The sequence below is a fragment of the Alkalihalobacterium chitinilyticum genome, assembly GCF_029028005.1.
GTDB classification, from domain to species: Bacteria; Bacillota; Bacilli; order Bacillales; family Bacillaceae_F; genus Alkalihalobacterium; species Alkalihalobacterium chitinilyticum.
The window spans coordinates 208183-231113 of the sequence record NZ_JAOTPO010000001.1; the positions used below are offsets into that span (position 1 = coordinate 208183).

A 22931-nucleotide genomic window follows, 5' to 3' on the forward strand; every position below is an offset into this window, starting at 1 on the left:
TAAGATATGTCAGAGGAACGTCGATGGTTCTTGGTTTATAACCATTTCCTATAATAGATTATCGTTTTAGGTGTGCAGATAACCAACTTTCCCAATCTTGTTTTGTTATACCAACTACATATTTACCATACTTCTGTTCATCTTTTTCAGACATGTAGCTTAAAGCTGTTCCACCTACACCAATTATTAGGTCCTCAAATGTCTCTTCTAGGTGATTGATGAGTGCAAATGTACTCGGAAGATTTAGTGAAAGCGTACATGATGTAAAGAAAAACTTAGCACTCACTTCTTTAATCACCAATTCAACGTCACGTTCAGGTATACCCCCGCCTAAATAAACGACTTCAAACCCTTTTCTTCGTAAGAATAACGTGAAGATCAATAAACCAAGTTCATGCTTTTCCTGAGGGCCGCAAACAGCAACTACCTTTGGTAAATATCCGTCTACAGGGAAACTCTGGAAAATATTCCCTATCTTTGTTCTCAAGAAACTAGATATAAAATGTTCATGAGCTACTGTTATGTCACCCTTTTCCCACATGTCACCTACTCTTACTAACAATGGACCTAGTATCTCGATCGTTACTTTTTCTACATTAAATAAACTAAATGCTTGATTCATTAGTTCATGAGCTTTGTTTTCTCTAAATTGCAGTAGCGCTTCTAAGATTTCATCAGCTAACTGTTCTGAGTAATCGTCTTTTTTCTTTTCAGCTGTTACATCAAAAATAATATTTCCTTTTTCCATAAGCCCTACCGCTTGACCTATTGTGAAACCATTATTTACTTTTTCAATAAGCCAGCGTAATATAGCAACATGTTCTTCCGTATATAGCCTATGCCCTGCCTGATTCCTTACTGGCTCAATCATTTTATATCTTCTTTCCCAAGCTCTAAGAGTACCGGGTTGAATTCCAAGCATCTGGCAAATTGCTTTAATATTATACTTACCTTCTTTTGAAGACATTGAACTTCCTCCAAACCACCAACATTAATATCCTTAGTATAATAGAGGAAAACGTTTGTGTAAACTTTGTATAATAAACGCTCAATAATTAATATCCTATTCAGATCTTAATGTGATCAAATGTGTTTCCGCCCTGGCCCCTAACCGAAGAGGTATTCCTGTAGTACCATAACCATTACTAATAAATAAGATTGTGTTATTCCGCTTCTTCAGCCCACCGATTTCAGCTATCCCAAAACCAAAGAACCGAATTTGACCTCCATGCGTATGTCCAGATAATACTAAGCTTATTTGGTGTTCATGTTTTAATTGTTCAACGATACTAGGATTATGGCTAATAAGGATCCGAAATCCTTCGTCACTATCTTGTAGGGCCAACTCTAAACGATCTCGTTCACAACCAACATCATCGACACCTAAAAGGATAATTTTTTCTCCTTCATTTTCATATGTAACTGCTGTATTATCTAATATTTGTACACCTTTTTCAAGTAACGTCGCATCTAACCTTCGAAAGTCACCTTCATAATCATTATTGCCCCACACAAAGTGAATTGGACCTAGTGATTGAAGTAGTGTAATGTTCTTTTCTACATTTGAAAATGGGACTTTCTTTTCTAATAGGTCTCCACCTATAATGACTAAATCGACTTTCCCTTTCACTTGACGAACGAGTTCTTCATCAAGTAAGCGAAAATGAACATCAGAAATAAAAAAAATCCTCATTCCATCAAATGATTGAGGAAAATTAGGAAATTTCAGCTCAACTTCACTAACATGATTTCGAAAAGCTTCTCTATACATAAAAAAACAGCAGAATTGTGCCGAGTACTATTACGATACTACCTATATAAATAAAAAACACAGTATCTGAAAACCCCTTTACGAATTTCTATCATAAACTTTTCCTTCATTTGCCTCCATTATACCATATGCACCAGCTAAGATTCCGGCCAGAACCCCTGCGATAGGATGAAGTACTATTTGTATAATAAACGAAATAATAAAAATAATAGCTATTATACATTCGTTGGGGTCAACCAATCTTTTATTTAAGAAGGGATACACGACTCCAAGTATAATTTCTTTAATTACAAAGGCTAATGCCATAAAACCTATGATAAATAATAACGCAGCACCTAATAATGAAAAAGGTGCAAAAACTAACTCTCCCAGCCACTCTGAGAATGTTAAAGCAAATGGGGATGGGAAGATCCCTGAAGAACTACTAATACAAACATGCCCAACAATTAATAATAATGCTTTTTTAACTAACCAATTATTCAAACTCCTTTCCCCTCTCTAGATCTTAATCCTTTAACCACCTATATATACATATCAATGGTGAGCCCATTCCTACTGAAATTATTTACTTAAGTAAGTCTATGTCCAATTAAAAAAAGAGGAGCACTATTCAGTTCTCCTCTCATTACCAAAATATATCGTTACTATTTTAACTTTAGTACTCAAATTTGAGCCAAGTATGCTTCAATTATAAAAAACTTATTTTTAATTAAGTTCCAAGATTACAACTTAAATATACATTATCACGGATAGCGGACATTTCCCTTGTTCTAGAAGCTACCTCTTCCGGATTTACCATTTTTCTAGCAACTCCGGTTTCCAAAGCAGCCTTTGCCACGCTTTTCGCAACTTCAGGAGCTACCCTTGGGTCAAACGGATTCGGTATAATATAGTCTGCCTTTAGTTCACTGTCCGATACTAAGCGCGCAATAGCGTAAACAGCTGCAATTTTCATACTTTCATTAATATCGGTTGCAAACACGTCCAAGGCGCCTCGGAAAATACCTGGAAAGGCTAACACATTATTCACTTGATTTGGAAAATCTGATCTTCCAGTCCCGATTATTTTTGCACCAGCTTCAATCGCATCTTTGGGTAAGATTTCTGGATTCGGATTAGCCATTGCAAAAATGATTGGATCACTATTCATTGAGCGTACCATCGCTTTTGTTAAAGCACCTTCCACAGACACACCAATAAATACATCAGTACCTGCAATAATATCCGCTAATGTCCCTTCTAACTTATCCGGGTTTGTATATTCTGAAACTTCTTCTTTTACTGGATTCATTCCGTAAGAACGCCCTTTGAAAATCGCTCCTTTCGAATCACATAAAATTATATGTTCCACACCCATTGAATGCAACAATTTAACGATAGCGATACCTGCTGAACCAGCGCCATTAACTACCACCTTTATATCGGTAAGTTCTTTTTTGGTTAATTTTAGGGAATTTAACAGCCCTGCTGCAGTAACAATAGCTGTTCCATGCTGATCATCGTGAAAAACAGGAATGTTCATTTCTTTTTTTAATCGTTCCTCAATAATAAAGCAACTAGGTGCAGCAATGTCTTCTAAATTTATACCGCCAAACGTAGGTTGAAGAAGCTTTACAGTGCGAATAATCTCTTCTACATCGTTTGTGTCTAGGCAAATTGGAAAAGCATCTACTCCAGCAAATGATTTAAATAATAGAGCTTTTCCTTCCATAACAGGCATAGCTGCTTCAGGACCAATGTTTCCTAAACCTAATACCGCTGTACCGTCTGATACAACAGCAACTGTATTTCCTTTCATTGTGTAGTCAAAAACTCGCTCTTGGTCATTAGCAATTTCTTTGCATGGTTCAGCTACCCCTGGTGAATACGCTAAACTTAAGTCCCTCGTATTCTGCACTGATACTTTTGAGATTACTTCTAGTTTTCCTTGATGCTGTTTATGCATCCGTAAGGCTTCTTCCTTTAAAGTCATTTTGTTCTCTCACTCCTGTTTTTATTTTCTGATTTTTTAAAATATTTATGTTATTTTATTACATCACACCGTTAAAATCAACCAGCAATTTGAAAATATTGTGTAATTTTTAAGAACATTTTGATTTCGTAAGCAAAAAACCCGATTTACATAGTAAATCAGGTTAAAAAACATAGTAAGTTAACATCATTCCTTTAGTGCCATTGAAGGTGCTGTTGCATCAGCTGTAACCTCCCATCTAACCCTTCAGAATATTCACCAAACGTCGTTTCCGTTATTTCATAGATTTCTCCTCTTATTTCAAAAAGGTAAACAGCTTTTGCCATATTCTGTTCTTGTTTCGATATGAATAACGCACCATCAGCATTCCATTTTGAATTAAGTATTTCCTCACTTTCAAGGAACCCCTGACGCTCATATTCCTCTTTAAGACGTTCTAAATACTGTTCCAGCGGAATTTGACGATCGGCGGACGCCTTGTGTACCGTAAAGAAAGGCGGTTCTACTTGTCCCCCCATATAATTCGCAAACACAAGAGCTGTATAGCCATTTTCATCCTCTACATTATCAACCTGAAAGCGCGCATCAATATAGGTACTGAACCAAAGCTCCTCATCTGCCCATAAGGTTAGTTCAATCTCTTCTTCTTGTCCCTCAATCAATAAAGTATCAGTCATTTTCTCCTCACGCTGAAAAATAGTAGCAATATCTTCTACATTAATTGTTTCTGCACCGCTAAATTCCATAGGGTCAAGGTCATGATTGGCATTGTTTTCTGTTCCTTCACTTAATAAAAGGATGCTGCCGATCCCTATTACTGCAACGATACTAACTGCAACTCCTAAACCTCTGATTCTAGTAAAGAAAGGAACCTTTCTCTTTTCTTTATGTTTGATATAGTTCATTATTTCATCAGGGGACGATTGATTAAGTCTTTGATTATATGTTTCTTTTAATTTTTTTAACGATCTTTCAAAGTCTTGATCATTCATTGTGCTCACCTCCCTGTTCTAATCGTTCCTTTAACATTTTTCTTCCGCGTAACATTCTGGTTTTAACCGCACCTTCACTCACACCCAACACTTCACCAATTTCTTGATAGGATAAATCATGAAAATAATGAAGGATAATAGGAAGTTTATATTTATCAGCTAACTTTTGAAGCGCCTCATGAACTTCAGGCAAGTTTGCATCATCTGTAAAATCTGGAGATTGGGTTATTGCAGCCTCAGCTAGATAAGCTTTCTCCTTCCGGTCAAATCTTTTTTTCTTACGATATATATCCCTTATGATATTCAAGGTAATTTGATAAAGCCACGTCGTAAATTTCCCATAGCTGTGGCTTTTCATATACCGATAGACTTTTAAAAAGGTTTCTTGTGTAACGTCTTGTATATCATTCGAATGTACTCCAAGTTGAAAAGCAAACTTCTCAACTGTAGGAATATGTTTACTCACTAACTGATAAAAGGCATCCTCATCTCCTTGCTTTGATTTTGCTAATAATTCTTCATCCTTCATTAGACTACCCCCAAAACTTGAACCAAGTTTAATAAACGGTACCATTGTATTAACCTTTAATTCACTTATGAAACGCTAAGTATTTGTTTCAAGTTACAAAAATAAAGAAAAATATAAAAAAAGCTAACTTAAAATGCCACATTACCTAAAATAACTATATAGACAAAGGTGTAAAATCTATAAGTCAAAGTTGAGGTATTTGAAACATAATAAATCAGCTTTATTTTTATTTTTTCTTTTTTACCCGCTTAAATCAGAAGACAGCAATCTAAAAGCTTGAAGTGAATACCTTATTTACTATATAAAGCAGTAACCCATTCATTCGATTGGATTCGTTCTAACACTTTAAAACCAACATTTCCTAAGTAGGTTTTTACCTTTTCTTCATTCCATTCAACCACGCCTGAAATCAAAAATTTACTTGTTTTCTCATATAAGCGGTGTTGCTCAATAACTTTTACAGTTTCATCTGCTCCAATATTAATGATCGTCCAATCGATGTTATTAGGAAAGTCATAATTCTCTTCTATAATATCTACTTGATGAACCGTTATATTTGAAATTTCATTTAAATTTGCCTGATGTGCAACTTCTCTCTCAACTGGTTCAATATCAATAGCTGTAACGTTAACAGCTCCTTTGATAGCTGAAGCAATAGCAAGCACTCCAGAACCTGTCCCAATATCAAAGACATTCATGTCATCTAACCGATCATTCAGGATGATTTGTAAGCAATCTTGTGTCGTTTCATGAACACCAGTTCCAAACGCAGCTTGAGGATCTAAATATATTGTATTTTCTCGCTTACTACCAACACTTTCACCATAACAGATCATCCAACCATTCGGTAGATTAATGTCATCAAATTGAATAGGTTCAATATGAAGAGATATATCCGCCTGTATTATTTCCTGCACAGCGACTTGCAACGTCTCACTAACTAACTGAAGAGTTGTATTTACTTCAATATCTTCTTCCACAACAATGTGTAACTTAATATCTTGATTTTCCTGAAGTTCGACCCCATAGCCATTTTCATCAACCGTTGTTTCAAACGGCTGTTCGTAGTATAAATTGAAAACCCCTTTAATATTTAGCTGTTCAATTGCTTCATCAACAGTTGCACTTGGGATGTTAACGGTAAGTTCTTTCGCCATCATTGTACCTTCCTTCAACACAAATATCTTTTTATTCATTTTACCATAACGTAAATCCTGAAGTAATTAATGCAAAGAGTCTCTTAAAAGACACATTACGCCCTATTCCTGTCAACCTAATAACAATTGTTATCTACAATTACTTGACAAAAAAAGAACTGACCTCAACAAGTCAGTTCAAAAATCATTATTTTAATAATCGAAACTCGTTCTTTTGTATTCAATTCCCATACCGTCTTTTATAATTAATTCCACTCGAACTTGACCTAACTCATCTATCTCTTCATCAAATTGTATTCTTTCATTGTACTCATACATTAGGTCGTACGGTGTATACGTTTCTTGATTAGAGTTCGCTAATACATCAACCGTTTCTAACAATTTATCATTAACATATATATGCGCTTTTGCACTCCTAATTTTTAGTAGTTCTTTATCTTCTAGAAACATATGGCCTCCACCATACTGTTGCATCATAATATGCAAGTCCATATAATCATGACTATAAGAATAAACATAAACTTCAGCGTGAATACGATCTTGCACTTGGTCAAAAATTGAAAGATATTGTAATTCTTCACTTCTTTTTCGTTCTTCTGATACCGCTAAAATTTGCGTTTCATAATTCCCTTTTAAAGATAATATCAGCTCGATTTCGTAACTTAAACTATCAACTTCTTCTACTTCTATTTGTTGCCACTCACTCGCCCCCTGCTCACGATATAAGAAGAAGAGTTGTTCATTATGATCAAGTTCTCGTAAAGCCCAGGAGACGAGTACCTTTACTTGCTCAGGCTCACTTTGCACACCTTTCACTTCAAAAAAACTATTCCGAACCCAACGTTGCTCTTCATTAAATTCATGTAAAGTATTTGATACTCTATATTCAATATCATTCAACGAGCTAGACACTCCCTCAATACTGTGTCGCAAAATACTCATATCATCAGAGATCTTGGTTAATTGAACATAATTTATTAATGAAAAAATAACAAGAAAACCTATACTTACTGCCAATACTAACTGTTTTTTATTCACAAAGGCTCCTCCATCCTGGGACTAATAACTTTACTCACAGTATATACCTCCCCACCATACTCTCCCTTCATCACCAAACTTTCCTTAAGATTACTATACGATTTGATTAGAGAGCAAGCGGGCAAATACAAGACAACTAGATACCAAAAGGAAATAACACACAAAAAATAAAAAGCCTTCATTTCAATTCCCCGGTGAAATGAAGACTTTCTATTAAGCTAGTGTAACAGCTATTATTCTACTTCGTGACGTAAACACTTTTCACACTGGTGAAGATAAGACTCGTGTTGCTCATCAATCACATCACCACAGTCTGTGCATTGTTTCGGCGGTAAGTTTCTAAAGAATTCTGTACTTGGTGTCATTTTTTATTCCCCCTGTATCCTTTGTTAATGCCATTGTATTATAACACAATGTAATTTGCAACCCTGTAATAAAACAATTTTTAATAAAAAAACACCCATTTTCATTAAAAACGCACTTTCTGTTATATAAAAGAAGAGGTTTACCTATTTAAGCGCATTCAACTCCACGAGTTCATAACGCTAAAGGTAAACCTCTTCGAATTTTTGAGTGAAATGATTTTTATTGTGTCTCTTCTGCTACTTTGAAAAAGGCGATAGCCATACCAATAGATACAACCATGATTAAACCAGTAAATCCTAATACTGCAATTAGAGCAGTTCCACTCATACCCCTCACCTCTTAATCGTTTTTTACTCCCACAATGATAATAGCATATTTTACCCTTGCATTTTTATTGTAAATGTGACAAAATTAAGAGTTTGGATTTATTATTATATACACTGTAGTAACGTGGTAAATAGAATAAATAACTGTACCACTTATTTATTTTTGAAAATTCACAATTGCATATTTACTTTAGTGCGCATACGTGTTAAAGTAATAAATGTAAATGACCTCTTATTTTTCTCTCTTTGAAGAAAGCCAATTTATCGGCTTTCTTTTTTTTAGCTCTAATCTTCTTAGAATAGGATCTTAACTCTTTTTTCTAGAGCACTGGAATCTTCATTGTTAATTTGAAAAATCGAGATCATTTCTTAAAATAAAAACGATGGAACACATACGACGAATGAGCATTAGGCTCACCTATTCAGACAGCCAAGTAAAAAAACAGGTCTATGGTATTAATTTTTTTCTTATTATTGAAAATTCTGTCTTTTGTGTTATACTTTAGTTACTGAAGTAAGCGCTTACAAAATATGTTCATTTTTATTCTTGCTGAAAGGAGCTGATGAACAGAATGTTACTTCATAAACTTAAAAACAAGTCCCTTATTACAAATGCAGATATTGAATTTAATATAAAATACGGATTACCTGTTGAAGTCTTTTGTCCTGCCAAAAAGCAAACGCTTGCTTTTGGCCGTATCGAAGATTATAATCACTATTTGATTCAGATTAACGGTATTGAATATTGCCGTAACCAAAATGCACTTTTTGGTCACCCTTCTTTGTCTGCATAAGAAAAAAAGACCACTCCATAAATAAGCACGAGGCTGAACAAGTCAGCCTCGTGCTTATTTATGGAACAAATTTACTTTGTATTCTTCATTTAGAAATTTAAATAACTCATGACGTTTTCTCCATAATTCAGCTGTATCCCATAGTTGTTCTTGACGATCAATAACTTCAGAGCGTAACTCTTCATATTCTTTCTCTGCTTTATCAAGCTTCTTTTTTGCATTTTTCATAAAAAGTAAACATATAAGAAACAATCCAATATACAAATAAAGAAAACCACTTGTTATTAAAGTTAAAAAATTAAGTGCTGCACCTTGTAAGAGCATAAAGATGACACCTAATCCTAAACACATTAGAGTAGAAAGGGTTGCTCTTCGTAATAGTTTTTCTGCATGTTGTTCAGTAACTTTCCGCTCTATTAGTGTTTCAACTAAAACCAAACCTGTATCCGAAACATAATCTTGTTTTTTTATAATTTGCTTGATTTCCATATTTATCCTCCCTCATACAACTTGTACTTATCCTATGTTTATGAAGGAGTTTTTGCTTTTAATACCGCTAGCTTACAAGCTTACAAATTCTCTAACCAAATAGGTGATGATAACGCTGCTATGACAAGAATAATAAACAAGACTAATAAGACTCGTATTAATGGAAAACGCATTCGAAACTTACGGCTTTTATTCTTTTTATGTTTATGATATTCACTTCGCGGTGGTAAGGATGCGATATCAACTTCTTGCTTGTTTTCTCTTCGCTTTACTTGTTGTCTTAACTCTTCCGCTTGATCATTAGAAGTCTTTTCAACCATAAGAACCCCCCATTACTTAGGTAACTTTTACGTTTTTTTTCTAGCACTGATCATAATATAAAGGCCTAATACAAAGTCAATTAGAAAATGTGTAAATATAGGGACTAATAAATTATTTGTCAACTCAAACAATAACCCTAAAACAAAACTTAATATAACTGCCATAGAAAATAGTAACGGCTTTGAAAGATAACGAAAATGAATAAGTGCAAATAAAAGACTAGCTAGTATAAGTCCAATTTGTGTTTGTAAGATACCTCGAAATAATATTTCTTCACTTATAGAAACGATTAATGCTATAAAAAAGATATGAAAGACATTCCGCTTTGCAAACACTCTTTCATTAATCCCACCATCATCCATCCACACTTTTGGTAAAAAACGATCGAATAAAAGATCAATGATAATGACGATGATTGCTATACCGCCGCCAATGAGAAAGATTTGTACAGGATTCCATTTAAACATTTCCCAAAATGCTGACATGTCATCAATCAAGAAAAAGCCTAGAACGACAGCTATTAGTAACATAATCGCCTGCGTGATATAAAGGTTTAAAAGTATTTCTCGATCTGACATTTCTTGAATGATTTTTGCTTGCCTCTTCATGTTCAACATCCTAATTTATAATTGATGAAAAATTCGTTTTAACTCATCTTGCCATGGTAACAAATTATTCAACTTCTTTGTCTGTGTACTGTTATTTTTCATATAGTCTTCTAGTGATAGTCCACAATAATCACAACAATTTATCGGCTTTTGATCTAGCTTTTCTTCAAAATAAGATAAATAGTAAGCACGCTTACATGAATTGCATTCAATAAAGTTAATCATTTCTTGCACTTTTTGGAATTTTTCTTCAAGCCTGCTTTCAACTTTTCGTTCAATAAATTTCATTGCATACGGTAAAACCTGTTTATTCACATTCCCTAAATGAATTACATTTTGTAATTGTAAGTGATAATATAAAATTCTCCAAGCTCCTTCTGTTAGTCCCATTTGGACTTGTATTTGTATTTCATCGTCACTCGTGAGCGAAAGTCCGCTTGAAGCTAACATTTCTAAATAGCGGTTAACTGCTTGAAGTTGTTTTTTATTAGGCAGTTCGTGTTCAATTAATGATAATGGTAAATGCCGGTCGTCATCACTATACAATAAAAGCGCCAAACTATTTTGACCATCTCTACCGGCACGGCCAATTTCTTGTAAGTAAGCTTCCATATGCTGCGGAAAGTGAAAATGAATAACGTATCTAACGTTATTTTTGTTTATCCCCATCCCAAATGCATTTGTACAACATATAACATCTAACTGTCCGTTAATAAATTGCTGTTGGATTAACAGCCGGTCGTCATTTTCTAAACCGCCATGATAATATGCAACATTTTGAGTTCCTTCACTTTGTATACGAGCAGCAAGATTTTCTGCCCATATTCTGGAGGAGGCATAAATTAATCCTGGGCCATTTAATTTATTTACCCAATTTAGTAACTCAGTAAGCTTCTCATCTACATCATTATACTTCTCTACTTGGATAGCTATATTGGGTCGATGGACGCTAAAAATATGTGATGTGACATCCGGTAAACGTAACTGCGCAACTATATCCTTTTGAACTTCCTTGGTGGCTGTTGCCGTAATTGCTAAACACGGCGGACAACTTAATTGTTCCCAAACATCACCTAACTTTAAGTAGTCTGTCCTGAAGTCGTGTCCCCATTGAGAAATACAGTGAGCCTCGTCAATAACAAATAATGAAATCTTTATCGAGGATAGTGCGTCCATTATCGTTTGAGACATCAGACTTTCTGGAGAAATATAGACGATGTCGTAACTATCTATAGTGTCAATAGCTTTTTTTCTTTCATGAAAAGAAAGAAAGCTATTGATTGCAGTAACTTTTTTAATACCCTGACTTTTAAGTTGTTGTACCTGATCTTCCATTAAAGAAAGTAAAGGAGAAACAACTACCGCTGTCCCTGGTAAAAGCAGTGCGGGTAATTGAAAACAGATCGATTTACCGGTTCCAGTTGGAAGCATCGCGAGTACATTTTCTCTATTTAATAGTGATTGAATGACTTCTCTTTGTCCAAGTCTAAAAGTACTATAACCAAAATGATTACATAATTCTTTTTCTAAATCCACTACTGTTCACCTAACCTAGCTAATACGAGCCTAATTTTGAAAAAGCTAATATCCGGGGGAAGCTGCATTTTTAAATGACTAAGTTTTTTATTAGTACTATTCGCGATCACTTCTGATATGAGCTCCACCTCTTCTGCTTCAATAAAAGAAGTTAATTCCAATGACTTATCCTCTAACATAATTTCAACAATATGATCTTCAATCGTATTCACTTTTAAATTACGCTGAATTGCGATCTCCTCAAGTGACAGCCCACGTTTCATTAAGAAGTACGTTTGTCTTGTTGAATTTGTCATTTGAAGGGAGCGATTCATATCTGAAATGAATGTATTCAAGAGTGGAAATTGATCACTTTTTAATTCCATCTCATCCAACATTCTGTGAACGATTGACAAGTGGATCAGGAAAATGGCTTCCTTATCTTTTTCGTACATCAAAGCTAATTGTTCATTTGTAAGACCAATGCGATGTGATCCTGATAACTTATAAGTACAGATCTCCGCTTCCTCTTTTGAAAGTTTACATAGCAGTAGCATTAACTCTTTATATAAACGGGAACTAAATTGCTTACGATTCACCTGTTTCGGGAAGTGTTTTTTGACCCACCCTTTCACTTGTTCGTCTTTTATGACGGGAAAGAAATGATGGGCCTTTGCCTCTAAACTTGATAATGATTGTATGGTTAATACAAGTCTTGACCAAAACAGTGACGCAACACCTTTATGCTTCCATCCATTTAAATAAAATATATAACTAATCTCCTTAAAATCCCTGTTTAAAAATTCTTCACCTTTTTTCGTAATTTTATAGGTCAAATCACTCTCCTGTTTAATATAATGATTAATAAGTAATTCTGCTAATTTTTGATCTAGATCCTCTCGAGTTAGACGAGGTAAAATTCCAAATAAAAATAAACATTGATACAAATGCCCATCTTGAATAGTTTGAGATGAACGTTTTCCTTTGAGTAAATGATATATTCCTGATATCGTACGTTCCCCGTTAAAAAGGGAAAGGAGATACAACAAAATTAATGTAATTGTAGACACAATTTTCCCCGCTTTTTATCTTTTGTTTATATTTATTGGGTACAACTATATAATATCAAAATGCGAATAACAACATGTAGTTTATTTTTAACGAAATTCGGTAATAAATAAACTGCGAGACCCCTTATGTGATAAGTATTCTCAATAGATTTAATTGTTGAAATGTTGGTCAAACATCTATACAATATATATTAGAAGTTGTATTCCTTACCAACCGTCATAAAATTGACTAAGATACATCTTATCATACATAGGGGATTATTAAGGAATGCTTATTTTACAACCTACATGGAGGGATTTATTATGGCAAAATACACAATTGTTGACAAAGATACTTGTATCGCATGTGGTGCCTGTGGAGCAGCTGCGCCAGACATTTACGATTACGATGATGATGGAATTGCATTCGTAACACTTGATGACAATCAAGGGATTGTAGAAATTCCAGATGTATTATTAGATGACATGAATGATGCATTTGAAGGATGCCCTACTGATTCAATCAAGATTGCTGACGAGGCATTTGATGGTGACGCTTTAAAATTTGAATAGTATTAGAAAAGAGGCAACACATTAAGTGTTAGCCTCTTTTTTATGTAGTTGTTCTCAATAACTAAGAAAAAAGAATCTTGAACCCTTTTATTCTTAAAAGCGATTTAAAATACTTTAATTAAAATTTCATCGTTCTCTTCTCTTCGTTCGACCTTTTTCCAATGACCAAGTTGTCATGAACAATAAGGTGTTCGTTCATAGTTCTTCTCACTTAATTATACCGATTTATTGTTAACGCAATGTTAAGTTATTTAAAAAAAATAAAACAAATGAATAAAGAAGTGCTGACACTTATTGTCAGCACTTCTTTACACAACTACTCTTTAGTTATATTTGAAAATAACCCTTTTTCAACACCAACAATATGCTCCATCATTGCCTCATAAGCGCGTTGTTGATTTTTTTCTTTTATTGCTTCATAGATGCGCAAATGCTCTTCATATAATTGGTTCATTTTACGTTGTTCTGAATATAAAAGCAGTTTTCTTGCCTCTCTCATTGATTGGTGCATCACATCGGAAACATTACCAACGAGTTTTGATAACATTTCATTTTTCGTCGCACTTACAATCGACTTATGAAAATCGACATCTGCTTTTTCGCCAATTGTACCGTCCCCCTCAGCTTGTTGCATTTCGTTAAGGGCCTGTTCCATTTGTTTTAAATCCTCTTCCGTTCGATTGAGTGCTGCAAGTGAAGCTGCACCTGTTTCAATCACTTTTCTTATTTCGAAAAGTTCTCGCATATCTTCTTGTTGCATTAATTGAACGCCCGGAATAATACTGCCAATTAAGTCAAGATCAACCTTCTTTACGAATGTTCCTTCTCCTTGACGCATTTCTATATATCCCATTGCTTTTAATGCACTTAAGGCTTCTCTTATTGCTGAACGTCCAACATTAAACTCCTCGGCTAATTGTTGAACAGAAGCTAACCTCTCACCAGGCTTTACTTCACCTTTTTTAATCATATCCATTAATTGTTCTGCGACAATTTCATAAATCTTCTTTGGCTTCACCTTACGTATTGCCACGACTCCACCTTCTTTACTGTCATATCTCCTAATCTAACGCATTTCACTATTTGTTATATAGAGAGTTAAGGAAACGCTTTCGTAGTGAATATGAATAAATTGTACCGATAATATTACGAATTAGCAACAATTATTAACAATTCTCGGTTTCAGCTTAAGGTGAAGCCAGTGAGTTCTATAAGATGAGTCCTTCTAAAGCTAACAACACATTATTGGACCATATTTCAGAAAAAGAAGAAAGAGGAAGCGGGTTCGTGCCTACTCCAACCTCAATCGTAAAACCTGGACGCCCTGTTTCTTGAATAAACCAGTCCTTATAGCCCCCGTCACTCTCAGCGGTGTGAACAGGAACGTATGAACTGACCAGTGAGAGACGTTCAACCATTTCTTTACTTTCCGCTGGTTCATAGCCCCTGTAACCCCAGTATATAACTTGGCCTTGGGAATGGAAAGCTAAAACGTGTGAGAAATTATGAGAACGTGTAAATTCATAAACTGCTCTAGCTTCAGGTTCTGTTAAAGGCGCAGTACCGCTATAATGCCTCGGCCAAGGTTGTTGAGGACTTTCATCTGCTTCTATCTCCCAACCAGCTGGCCATTGATGATTTAAGTCTACTCCTCTAATATTACTTGACCAGTGATCAAATTCCATAGCACCTTTATTAATTGTCAGTACGTCTTTATACATTGGATGGTTAGGATAAATACCTTGCTGAACTAATTCAACACCATCTGGATTCACAAGAGGAACTATATATAAGGTAACTTCGTGAAAGAGCTTTTCAAGCTCATACCCATGCCACCTTTTTTTATTCTTATAGTGATGAAGCAGCTCTTCAATGAACGTCATTAAAAATTTACTCGTCAACCATTCATTTGCATGCCATCCACCAGAATAAAAGATTTCCTTTTTTCCGTTCCCAATTTTAAAACTATACAAAGGATGCGACAAAACCGATTGACCAATTGTATTTATTGAAAGAAAATTAGTAGAAATATAATCGTGGTAATTTTCTTGTAATGACTTAACATCCCGATCTAAATCGGTAGGGCCGTATTCACATAAACACTGAAAAGGTGAATTTCGTAATGTTAACTCTTTGGTGATTTCCGGTATTTCTAACACTTCTCCAGGAAAGATATAGGAATTTTCATTAAGAATTTGTCGGTTAAACAAAATCAAATCAAAAGGTCTAATACCATACTTAACAGCTACTTTTCTAATCGTATCCCCTTTTTGAACAGTGTACGCTCTCATAATCTCCCTCCTCACTTTACTTTATGAACTTATTCTTAAAATAAGAAGTTTCAGATGCTATGAGTAAAGAGGGACTGCTTACTCTGCTTTAAAATGATCAATTGAATTGTGATCAAAGAGGGGATACATGTGTGGTAAATCTTCAGAAGGCCATACGGGTCTTAACAGAGTATGAAGAGCTAGATGTTGTTCCTACTACACCTGAAGAAGTTGAAAAAACTGCATATTATTACTTTCCATGTAAATTAAAAGAGAGAAGGCAAGCTTAGTTAGTCTTTAAATCCTTATCTATTAGTTTCAATTACAAATTAATTGTCACTTCTATATATGATAAGGAAGATTTAAAACTAAAGCTGCCTTCTCTTTGTTTATTATTCTGTCACTTGGAGAACATCACCTGGGAAAATGAGGTCCCCTTTCAAGTCATTGTGTGCTCTTATCGTTGCAATAGAAACACTATATTCGTTTGCAATTCCATGAAGAGTTTCACCAGCCTTTACAACATGAACTAATTCATTTTCTTCCGTGTAAACAATTAAATTTTGTTCGACATGAATGAACTCATTTTCAAGTTCATTCCATTTTTTTAGTTGGTCGACGGAAACTTGGTGTTGTTGCGCTAAGCTCCACAATGTGTCCCCTTTTTCAACTGTAAGAGTTATTGGCTGATCTGTAATATCAGTTATTTGCTCTTTAGATGTATCACCCTTGTTGATCGGAAACTTTGTTGTCTTATTCGAATATGTAAAATGTTGCTCATTCACTACTTCTTCATTCTCATCTTGAATTAGTTGATATCTCGCTGACAGTACCTCTTGGAATTCATCTTCTGCATTTTTTTCGTCTATACCCGCGACTAATGAATTCGGTTCATCCTTCAAAACGAGTAATGGGTCAATCGAGTTCGTTTTTCTTAAATTCCATTCCCCGACATGCACTTCAAAATGCAGGTGGTTCCCTGAAGATCGTCCTGTATTCCCAACTGTACCGATAACTTGTCCTTGTTTTACAAAGTCTCCTTCACTGACATACCGCTCATGCATATGGGCATAGATCGTTTCTAGCCCCGCATCATGCTTAACAAAAATAACATTACCATATGTATCCGAGTAGTATGACCTCGAGACAGTTCCTTCTTTTATGGATACAATTGGAGTCCCTTCAGGAGCAGCAATGTCGATACCAAAATGACGTCCGCCCCTTGTTCCATAATGATCAGAAATATCACCTTCAGTTGGCCATATTAAAGAATTGATTAACTCTTCTTCTATTGTTTTTGCATAAGCAGGAACTGTTCCTATGAATAGAATACCGACCAAACCGATAACCGCTCCTGCAATCCATATTCGTCTAAAATAGTCTACCATGCTTGCCTCCTTAATTTTTCCTTAAAGGTTCACAGACAATCTTTATAGTATGGAGGCTTGCCCATTTTTATTACAACTTTTTTTAGTTTATTCAATTGCCCCTGAATGGATGATTTGGACATTAAAATTAAATTCTACATCGATATCTTGATACATTTCTTCCCACTTTTCTGGTTGCCAATTCCTCGTTCGACTTCGATATTGCTCACCAAGCCCAAGCGGATCAATTTTTAATTCCTTAAATTTTGTAATTAATATTTCAGCTTTCTTAACCTTTTCTTCTTTCATCTCTTTTTCCAATTTTGGTATGAAACCCGGATCATCGATATTAATACGTTCAGAAGAGTCGGTAATTTCCCCCTTTACATGAACATGATAGATAAATGTTGGAGTTTCACCTCTATTTTCCATCTTCACTCTATATGTCGATGTAATATTTTCAACAGTGACAACTAAATCTCCCCCTTCATGAGTAACTATGTGCTGTTGGGTACCATGTTTGCCTCGCACGGTTAAATACCTTAACATATAGGATTCTTGTAAATTAATTTGAGCAACATATTTATCATGATCAAACAGTGCCGTGCCGATTATGTTTAATTCATCTTCACCCTTAATTAACGGCAAGTAGGCATCTCTGCCATCATTGTACATGCTGTAAAGAAAAAGGTGTAAATTAGTAGGGGGGATAGCCAGTTGTTGAACGTGATCAATTAAATCAGGGATATATACTCCAACGCGGTCTTCATTTTCATCGACTGTATTGAAAATATCTTTCGCCTTGTCAACAGAAACAGCCAATTGAACACGATTCGGAACATCAGGATTTCTATATAAAGCATCTGCAAGATGTTCGATGCCATTTTCAGCAATCGTACTACTGAATATATATACTCGAGACTGACCTAATTTAATTGGACGTTGACTTTTCATATTGATTTGTTCAATCGCCCCATTCGTTGTTCGACCTATTCCTGTTAATATTTGAGAAAACAAGGCACTTTCTTCTCCTTGTTCCACAAAGTTTGGAAAAGCTGCTGTTAATTCAAGTTGATCTCCTTCTGCTTCGTCGTAGGCCATTCCATGAACCAATGACAACTCTTCGATAATATTCGTTTCTACACAACCTGTTAGAACGAAGAGAATTATGCAAATTAGGATGATCCATTTACATTGATTCATTTTGACCTTTCCTCACTTTCATAACAAGTTGCTGAATAATGAATAAAATGGGGATATAAAAAAAAACAACGCCGAAACCAATCAGAGAGAAATATTCATTCAACATATTTACACTTTCCCGGCCTTCTACCAGCGCTGTCATGACTACTAATAGGAGTAAAACGGGTAGTAATAATTTCTTATGCTGAATATTGAAAAGACGTTTACACCCTCTAGTTGCAGCCCATACGGCTAATGCAATATTGGGTGCGACAATAATCATCCATAATGAAATGCTTATATATTCAAATCGTTCAATAAATGGGAGTTCTACAATTTTATACAAAGTTAAAGTAGCCCAAATCGTTCGGTTTAATTGTTCCTCACTATAAAAAACTAAGCTAATAACCATTAAGATTGTATAAATAAATGTGGTATAAAGTGCTCCTAGTTGAGCCCACCTTTGTGAGTCTTTGCTATGCTTTAAAAATGGGTAATACATTAATAACAATTCAAACCCTAAAAAGGATAAGGTTGTATCTTTTGCACCCATTAACATCTCTCCAACAGAATGTCTCCAAATCGGTAATAGATTAATGATATTGGCAAACTCAAGGGGAAGGATTAGCAAGAGAAATAACGGTATTGGAATGAAAACACTAATAACAGCCATTCCTATGACAGCCCGAAATCCACCGCTTATGAGATACCAAAGTAACAAAACAGCTATTGTACTAAAAAACCATGTTGGAATTTCAGCAAACATCCATACCTGAACAACTTCAATAAATGTTCTCAGTACAACTAAAGCTAGCCCAAAAAAATAACTGATTAAGAGAAAGCTTAATAAGCCGCCAAACCATTTACCAAACAATTGTTGGTGAACGTAGACGATATCACCGCCACTATTATTTAATATTTTGTAGATCATCCAAATTAACAGGTGGACAATAATTCCTGCTATGATTACTGCAATCCATCCGTCAAATCCAGCCGTTTTAACAACGATCCGTTGATAACCTAAAATCCCAACACCAACTTGCATCGCATGGATAATAAAAAATACTAAATAAGAAGAAACTTGGACATTTTCTCTTACTTTTGTGGGATTCACCTACGTCACCTCCTTATCCTTATTTGAAATGTTATTCGTCGATATCTTTTGTTTTCTTCACTCTAGACGCGTTAAATCGTTTTGTGTCTTTGGGTCTCATCATGACTGGACGTGAAGAAAAGAAAGTAAACGGTAATCTAAAAAACGCATCTTTCCAATCTCTTAATCGGAGTGGATAGACGGGTTCTAAATACGGTCTTCCTAAAGAGGTTAAACGAATTAAATGCGCAGCAGTAAAGAGTAAACAAATGACGATCCCAATCCCACCCAAAAATGCAGCAAAGATCATAATCGGGAAACGAATAATTCTTATCGTGTTACCCATTTGATATACGGGGGTTGTAAAAGATGCTAGTGCAGATAAGGCGACAATAATTAATAAAATGTTACTCGTCAACCCTGCTTCTACTGATGCTTGTCCAATTACAATTCCTCCAACAATACCAATCGTTTGACCTACTTTTGTCGGTAGTCTGGCCCCTGCTTCGCGTAAAAGTTCAATCGTAAATTCTAAAAATAAAGCTTCAACGATCGGCGGGAACGGAATATTGCTTCGTGACGCAATAATGGTTGCCAGTAGATCTTTTGGGATCAGTTCATAATGAAAAGTTATGACTGCGATATAAACGGGAGCAGCAAGTATAGAGAATGTTACTGCAAAAAAGCGAAGAATTCTCACAAATGAAGCAATATGCCAAGGTAAGTAATAATCTTCAAGCGAAGAGAAAAACTCTACGAGTGTCGTTGGACCGAAAAAAGCTTCAGGAGAATTATCACTCATCACAACTACTTTTCCTTCCGTTAGTGCACCAGAAACCCGATCTGGTCTTTCCGTATTAACATACTGCGGAAAAATAGATAGTGTACTATCTGATACCATTTGATTTAGCATCGAACTATCAAGAATTTGATCAAATTCAATATCTTCTAGCCGTTGCATCATTGTTTTTACATTTTCTTGATCTGCAATTCCTTCTATGAAAAGAACAGCTACTTTCGTTTTTGTTATTTTTCCTACTTCAAGCTCTTTTATTTGAAGATTTGGCAAAGGTAATCGTTTACGAATTAAATTAATATTTGTATCTAAAGACTCGATAAATGATTCTTGTGGACCGGTAACCGTAAATTCAACTTCTGGCATACCCACATCTCGTTCAAAGTTAACACTCGCTTCAATAAGCATACATTTATTCTTATCTGCCAAAAGTTGAACGAGGATATACCCTTGTAAGACCTTATTTTTTATTTCTTTTACGTCACTAGTAATTGAGATCTCCTCAATAGGTATTTTATCTTTAAGTATTTCTAGACCGTCAGTAATGTACTTATTAATGTATGGAAGTACATCCTTATGCAGACGGTCTGGATCGACTAGCGTGGAAAAAAACATGATCTTATATGGAACTTCGTTATTTTGGTGTTCATACATACTAAAATCCGTAGACTTTTTGAATGTATTTAGTACCGACATAAGGGTTTCCTGTTGCTTTTGACTACTATGCATATGTCTTGTCAACCATTTTAAAAACATAGCCACTTCTCCTAGCCTTACTAACTATAGTTTGGTCTTTAGTATTAGAAAGCAGTGGAAATGTTATTCCAATCTGGAAAAGTTCAGCTTACTAATTAAATATGAGAAATTAAGTTTAACGTTACCAATTAAACCATACAGCACACAAAAAGAAGCTAACCAGCATCTTGGTACTCTCACCTTACCGAGAGTCTAATTGCCTAGTTAGCTTCTTTTCAAATTCCTTTTAGTAACTTTCTTTATTGTATTGATGCAATTAACTGATCTTTATTATGTGATGAGAAAACTTCAACTGTTATTTTTCCAGAACTTAAAGAGACATTTGTTTTTAATAGGACTGGAATATTGTAAGGATTCGTAAAAACAAAATCAGGTCCGCCCCATGAAACAGTTGCATCTCGGTTTGCGGGAACATAACCGATTTCTCTAGAATGAGTATACCTCTCGATGACTTCTAATCCAGCAGCATCAATCGCATTAAATAACGTTGAGGAGGTTTGACAGATTCCCCCGCCGATACCCATAACAAATTCCTCATTCACTATTTCTTTCGCTTCGCGATAGCCTCTTTCAACCGTTCGTTGACCAACAACATTATTAAATGAAAATTGATCACCTGGACCTAATACATAATGCTGGATGGCTTCGGCTGATAATTTTATATTTACGGAACGCCCTTCTACACTCGGATTAAAGTGAGTAGAGAAAGACCCAATGGAAACATCTAATATGTTAGCTAATTGATCTTCAGAAACGCTGGGTTCCTTTTCATAGATCGGGAGAATAACTTCTCGATCCCGGTAATCTAATTGTTGAATTTTTGAGACTAGTTCTTTCTCTGATAAAATGACTTGGTTTTGTCCTGATATAATATTATAATTCAAATCAATTGTTGGGTTGCGCATCGGCTGGTCGATGGTTCGAGCTAATTTGGCAGCAAATTGTGCTAAAGCAATCTCATCTAATTCATCCAAATCAGGAATATAACCAAAGTCATTTAACAAGATCGTTTCCTGCTCATTCGTTCGCTCATCAATTAATGCAACTTCCCATTTTACCGGCTTTTTATAATACTCTACTTCATTCCCGACTAGTCCATGGTTCCTCAAACTTTTTTCTTCTGCAGCTGCAAATGAAGTAAACAAGAAACAAAAACTAAATAAAACAACAAAATAGACCCAGTATCTTTTCAACCTTACTCCCCCTTTTGTAACATTCCCAACGTTAATGTATGTAGGATAATTATGGAAATGAACAAAAAAATAAAATAAATTTTCTTCTATCTATAAGACGTATTTTACCACTAAAATGTTTCGTTTTTTCGGAATTTTCTAAGAAAAAAACACGTCAATTTTCGACGTGTTTCGCACATTCTATTCTTTTCGTTTTCCTTCACGAAAGACGATTGCACTTCGTTCATACTCTACATCTTTTACACCTAATCGGTGATTTACCACTCGGGCAATCGCGAAGAAATAATCCGATAGACGATTTAAATATTTTAAAACGACTGGATTTGTTTCAGATTCGCGTTGCAGGCGAGAAACATAACGTTCTGCACGTCTAGTAACTGTTCGGCAAACATGAATAGTTGCTGCCGCAGGAGAACCACCTGGTAGAATAAACCGCTCTAATTCAGGTGCTTCCTTAATATATTCATCTATACGTTCTTCTAGAAACAGAACCATTTCTTCCTTCGCTTTAAATGGTCGTGCTTCAGTAGCTTTAAGCATTGCTAAATCTCCACCACAATCAAATAATTCATGTTGAATTTTTACAAGCTCATTAATAATATCTTCAAAAAGTTCTGGATCTAGTTGTGTGATCGCCTGACCAACAAAACAATTTACTTCATCGGTAGTCCCGTATGCAATGACTCTCGTATCATCTTTTGTTAACCTGCCACCTACAACACTCGTCTTACCTTCATCTCCGGTACGTGTATACAAACGCATCAAACATTCCTC

General features: G+C 35.2%; 25 protein-coding genes. 3 read left to right on the forward strand and 22 right to left on the reverse strand.

The genetic code is table 11. The features are described 5' to 3' along the window. Window positions 1-58 precede the first annotated feature (58 nt). The 9 genes from N7Z68_RS01025 to yhfH all read right to left on the reverse strand — a co-directional run bounded on the left by N7Z68_RS01025 (window position 59) and on the right by yhfH (window position 7824). A complete protein-coding gene (locus N7Z68_RS01025; protein WP_275116592.1) occupies window positions 59-967 on the reverse strand; it encodes a MerR family transcriptional regulator in 909 nt (302 codons plus the stop codon). Window positions 968-1063: 96 nt separating this feature from the next. Then, window positions 1064-1771, reverse strand: coding sequence for a metallophosphoesterase (locus N7Z68_RS01030; RefSeq protein ID WP_275116593.1), 708 nt, complete (start codon window positions 1769-1771; stop codon window positions 1064-1066). A gap of 78 nt (window positions 1772-1849) precedes the next feature. Continuing rightward, window positions 1850-2254 carry a hypothetical protein gene (locus tag N7Z68_RS01035; RefSeq protein ID WP_275116594.1) on the reverse strand — a complete coding sequence of 135 codons (405 nt, stop codon included), beginning with the start codon at window positions 2252-2254 and terminating at the stop codon, window positions 1850-1852. Between the two features lie 226 nt (window positions 2255-2480). After that, window positions 2481-3743 carry an NADP-dependent malic enzyme gene (gene ystJ, locus N7Z68_RS01040; RefSeq protein WP_275116595.1) on the reverse strand — a complete coding sequence of 421 codons (1263 nt, stop codon included), beginning with the start codon at window positions 3741-3743 and terminating at the stop codon, window positions 2481-2483. Between the two features lie 194 nt (window positions 3744-3937). After that, window positions 3938-4735: a hypothetical protein gene (locus tag N7Z68_RS01045; RefSeq protein ID WP_275116596.1), complete on the reverse strand. Its 798-nt coding sequence runs from the start codon at window positions 4733-4735 to the stop codon at window positions 3938-3940. After that, a complete protein-coding gene (locus N7Z68_RS01050; protein WP_275116597.1) occupies window positions 4728-5264 on the reverse strand; it encodes an RNA polymerase sigma factor in 537 nt (178 codons plus the stop codon). Before N7Z68_RS01050 ends, N7Z68_RS01045 begins: the two co-directional genes overlap by 8 nt. A gap of 290 nt (window positions 5265-5554) precedes the next feature. Beyond that, window positions 5555-6424, reverse strand: coding sequence for a 50S ribosomal protein L11 methyltransferase (locus N7Z68_RS01055; RefSeq protein WP_275116598.1), 870 nt, complete (start codon window positions 6422-6424; stop codon window positions 5555-5557). A gap of 189 nt (window positions 6425-6613) precedes the next feature. After that, on the reverse strand, window positions 6614-7459 hold the full coding sequence (locus tag N7Z68_RS01060; protein WP_275116599.1) for a hypothetical protein: 846 nt from the start codon (window positions 7457-7459) through the stop codon (window positions 6614-6616). Between the two features lie 233 nt (window positions 7460-7692). Next, window positions 7693-7824, reverse strand: a complete 132-nt coding sequence (gene yhfH / locus N7Z68_RS01065) for a protein YhfH (RefSeq protein ID WP_275116600.1) — start codon at window positions 7822-7824, stop codon at window positions 7693-7695. Between the two features lie 899 nt (window positions 7825-8723). Between yhfH and N7Z68_RS01070 the strand changes: the two genes are divergently transcribed. Beyond that, a complete protein-coding gene (locus N7Z68_RS01070) occupies window positions 8724-8945 on the forward strand; it encodes a hypothetical protein (protein WP_275116601.1) in 222 nt (73 codons plus the stop codon). A gap of 54 nt (window positions 8946-8999) precedes the next feature. Here N7Z68_RS01070 and N7Z68_RS01075 read toward each other — a convergent pair whose 3' ends face one another. The 5 genes from N7Z68_RS01075 to N7Z68_RS01095 all read right to left on the reverse strand — a co-directional run bounded on the left by N7Z68_RS01075 (window position 9000) and on the right by N7Z68_RS01095 (window position 12948). Then, complete coding sequence (locus N7Z68_RS01075; RefSeq protein WP_275116602.1) at window positions 9000-9434, reverse strand: DUF2663 family protein; 435 nt, start codon at window positions 9432-9434, stop codon at window positions 9000-9002. Between the two features lie 80 nt (window positions 9435-9514). Then, window positions 9515-9754 (reverse strand): hypothetical protein, encoded by a 240-nt coding sequence (locus N7Z68_RS01080; protein ID WP_275116603.1) that lies wholly within the window; start codon window positions 9752-9754, stop codon window positions 9515-9517. Between the two features lie 27 nt (window positions 9755-9781). Next, entirely contained in the window at window positions 9782-10363 is a 582-nt protein-coding gene (locus N7Z68_RS01085; RefSeq protein WP_275116604.1) for a CPBP family intramembrane glutamic endopeptidase, read from the reverse strand. Between the two features lie 15 nt (window positions 10364-10378). Continuing rightward, a complete protein-coding gene (locus tag N7Z68_RS01090; protein WP_275116605.1) occupies window positions 10379-11899 on the reverse strand; it encodes a RecQ family ATP-dependent DNA helicase in 1521 nt (506 codons plus the stop codon). Then, window positions 11899-12948: a YpbB family protein gene (locus tag N7Z68_RS01095; protein WP_275116606.1), complete on the reverse strand. Its 1050-nt coding sequence runs from the start codon at window positions 12946-12948 to the stop codon at window positions 11899-11901. The genes N7Z68_RS01090 and N7Z68_RS01095 overlap by 1 nt, the downstream gene beginning before the upstream one ends. Before the next feature lie 303 nt (window positions 12949-13251). Between N7Z68_RS01095 and N7Z68_RS01100 the strand changes: the two genes are divergently transcribed. Further along, window positions 13252-13500, forward strand: a complete 249-nt coding sequence (locus N7Z68_RS01100; RefSeq protein ID WP_275116607.1) for a 4Fe-4S domain-containing protein — start codon at window positions 13252-13254, stop codon at window positions 13498-13500. A gap of 316 nt (window positions 13501-13816) precedes the next feature. Here N7Z68_RS01100 and N7Z68_RS01105 read toward each other — a convergent pair whose 3' ends face one another. Beyond that, on the reverse strand, window positions 13817-14533 hold the full coding sequence (locus N7Z68_RS01105) for a FadR/GntR family transcriptional regulator (protein ID WP_275116608.1): 717 nt from the start codon (window positions 14531-14533) through the stop codon (window positions 13817-13819). 175 nt (window positions 14534-14708) lie between these two features. Continuing rightward, a complete protein-coding gene (locus N7Z68_RS01110) occupies window positions 14709-15791 on the reverse strand; it encodes a M14 family metallopeptidase (RefSeq protein WP_275116609.1) in 1083 nt (360 codons plus the stop codon). Between the two features lie 131 nt (window positions 15792-15922). Between N7Z68_RS01110 and N7Z68_RS01115 the strand changes: the two genes are divergently transcribed. Continuing rightward, window positions 15923-16060, forward strand: coding sequence for a hypothetical protein (locus tag N7Z68_RS01115; protein WP_275116610.1), 138 nt, complete (start codon window positions 15923-15925; stop codon window positions 16058-16060). A gap of 102 nt (window positions 16061-16162) precedes the next feature. On the opposite strand, the gene N7Z68_RS01120 is transcribed toward N7Z68_RS01115, so the two are convergent. From N7Z68_RS01120 to N7Z68_RS01145, 6 genes are all read right to left on the reverse strand, one after another. Next, window positions 16163-17158: a M23 family metallopeptidase gene (locus N7Z68_RS01120; protein WP_275116611.1), complete on the reverse strand. Its 996-nt coding sequence runs from the start codon at window positions 17156-17158 to the stop codon at window positions 16163-16165. 87 nt (window positions 17159-17245) lie between these two features. Beyond that, entirely contained in the window at window positions 17246-18340 is a 1095-nt protein-coding gene (locus N7Z68_RS01125; RefSeq protein ID WP_275116612.1) for a Ger(x)C family spore germination protein, read from the reverse strand. Next, window positions 18327-19433, reverse strand: coding sequence for a GerAB/ArcD/ProY family transporter (locus tag N7Z68_RS01130; RefSeq protein ID WP_275116613.1), 1107 nt, complete (start codon window positions 19431-19433; stop codon window positions 18327-18329). Before N7Z68_RS01130 ends, N7Z68_RS01125 begins: the two co-directional genes overlap by 14 nt. A gap of 31 nt (window positions 19434-19464) precedes the next feature. Next, the gene (locus N7Z68_RS01135) at window positions 19465-20964 is read right to left on the reverse strand and encodes a spore germination protein (RefSeq protein ID WP_275116614.1); all 1500 of its coding nucleotides are present in this window, start codon (window positions 20962-20964) and stop codon (window positions 19465-19467) included. Between the two features lie 239 nt (window positions 20965-21203). Then, on the reverse strand, window positions 21204-22157 hold the full coding sequence (locus tag N7Z68_RS01140; protein WP_275116615.1) for a VanW family protein: 954 nt from the start codon (window positions 22155-22157) through the stop codon (window positions 21204-21206). Between the two features lie 180 nt (window positions 22158-22337). Next, window positions 22338-22919 carry a cob(I)yrinic acid a,c-diamide adenosyltransferase gene (locus N7Z68_RS01145; protein ID WP_275116616.1) on the reverse strand — a complete coding sequence of 194 codons (582 nt, stop codon included), beginning with the start codon at window positions 22917-22919 and terminating at the stop codon, window positions 22338-22340. Window positions 22920-22931: the final 12 nt, after the last annotated feature.

Bases quoted from the DNA above. Each gene is read 5' to 3' on its own strand.
- N7Z68_RS01025 (WP_275116592.1), bottom strand. From the start codon at position 967: ATGTCTTCAAAAGAAGGTAAGTATAATATTAAAGCAATTTGCCAGATG.
- N7Z68_RS01030 (WP_275116593.1), bottom strand. From the start codon at position 1,771: ATGTATAGAGAAGCTTTTCGAAATCATGTTAGTGAAGTTGAGCTGAAA.
- ystJ (WP_275116595.1), bottom strand. From the start codon at position 3,743: ATGACTTTAAAGGAAGAAGCCTTACGGATGCATAAACAGCATCAAGGA.
- N7Z68_RS01045 (WP_275116596.1), bottom strand. From the start codon at position 4,735: ATGAATGATCAAGACTTTGAAAGATCGTTAAAAAAATTAAAAGAAACA.
- N7Z68_RS01050 (WP_275116597.1), bottom strand. From the start codon at position 5,264: ATGAAGGATGAAGAATTATTAGCAAAATCAAAGCAAGGAGATGAGGAT.
- N7Z68_RS01055 (WP_275116598.1), bottom strand. From the start codon at position 6,424: ATGATGGCGAAAGAACTTACCGTTAACATCCCAAGTGCAACTGTTGAT.
- yhfH (WP_275116600.1), bottom strand. From the start codon at position 7,824: ATGACACCAAGTACAGAATTCTTTAGAAACTTACCGCCGAAACAATGC.
- N7Z68_RS01070 (WP_275116601.1), top strand. From the start codon at position 8,724: ATGTTACTTCATAAACTTAAAAACAAGTCCCTTATTACAAATGCAGAT.
- N7Z68_RS01075 (WP_275116602.1), bottom strand. From the start codon at position 9,434: ATGGAAATCAAGCAAATTATAAAAAAACAAGATTATGTTTCGGATACA.
- N7Z68_RS01080 (WP_275116603.1), bottom strand. From the start codon at position 9,754: ATGGTTGAAAAGACTTCTAATGATCAAGCGGAAGAGTTAAGACAACAA.
- N7Z68_RS01085 (WP_275116604.1), bottom strand. From the start codon at position 10,363: ATGAAGAGGCAAGCAAAAATCATTCAAGAAATGTCAGATCGAGAAATA.
- N7Z68_RS01100 (WP_275116607.1), top strand. From the start codon at position 13,252: ATGGCAAAATACACAATTGTTGACAAAGATACTTGTATCGCATGTGGT.
- N7Z68_RS01110 (WP_275116609.1), bottom strand. From the start codon at position 15,791: ATGAGAGCGTACACTGTTCAAAAAGGGGATACGATTAGAAAAGTAGCT.
- N7Z68_RS01120 (WP_275116611.1), bottom strand. From the start codon at position 17,158: ATGGTAGACTATTTTAGACGAATATGGATTGCAGGAGCGGTTATCGGT.
- N7Z68_RS01125 (WP_275116612.1), bottom strand. From the start codon at position 18,340: ATGAATCAATGTAAATGGATCATCCTAATTTGCATAATTCTCTTCGTT.
- N7Z68_RS01135 (WP_275116614.1), bottom strand. From the start codon at position 20,964: ATGTTTTTAAAATGGTTGACAAGACATATGCATAGTAGTCAAAAGCAA.
- N7Z68_RS01145 (WP_275116616.1), bottom strand. From the start codon at position 22,919: ATGCGTTTGTATACACGTACCGGAGATGAAGGTAAGACGAGTGTTGTA.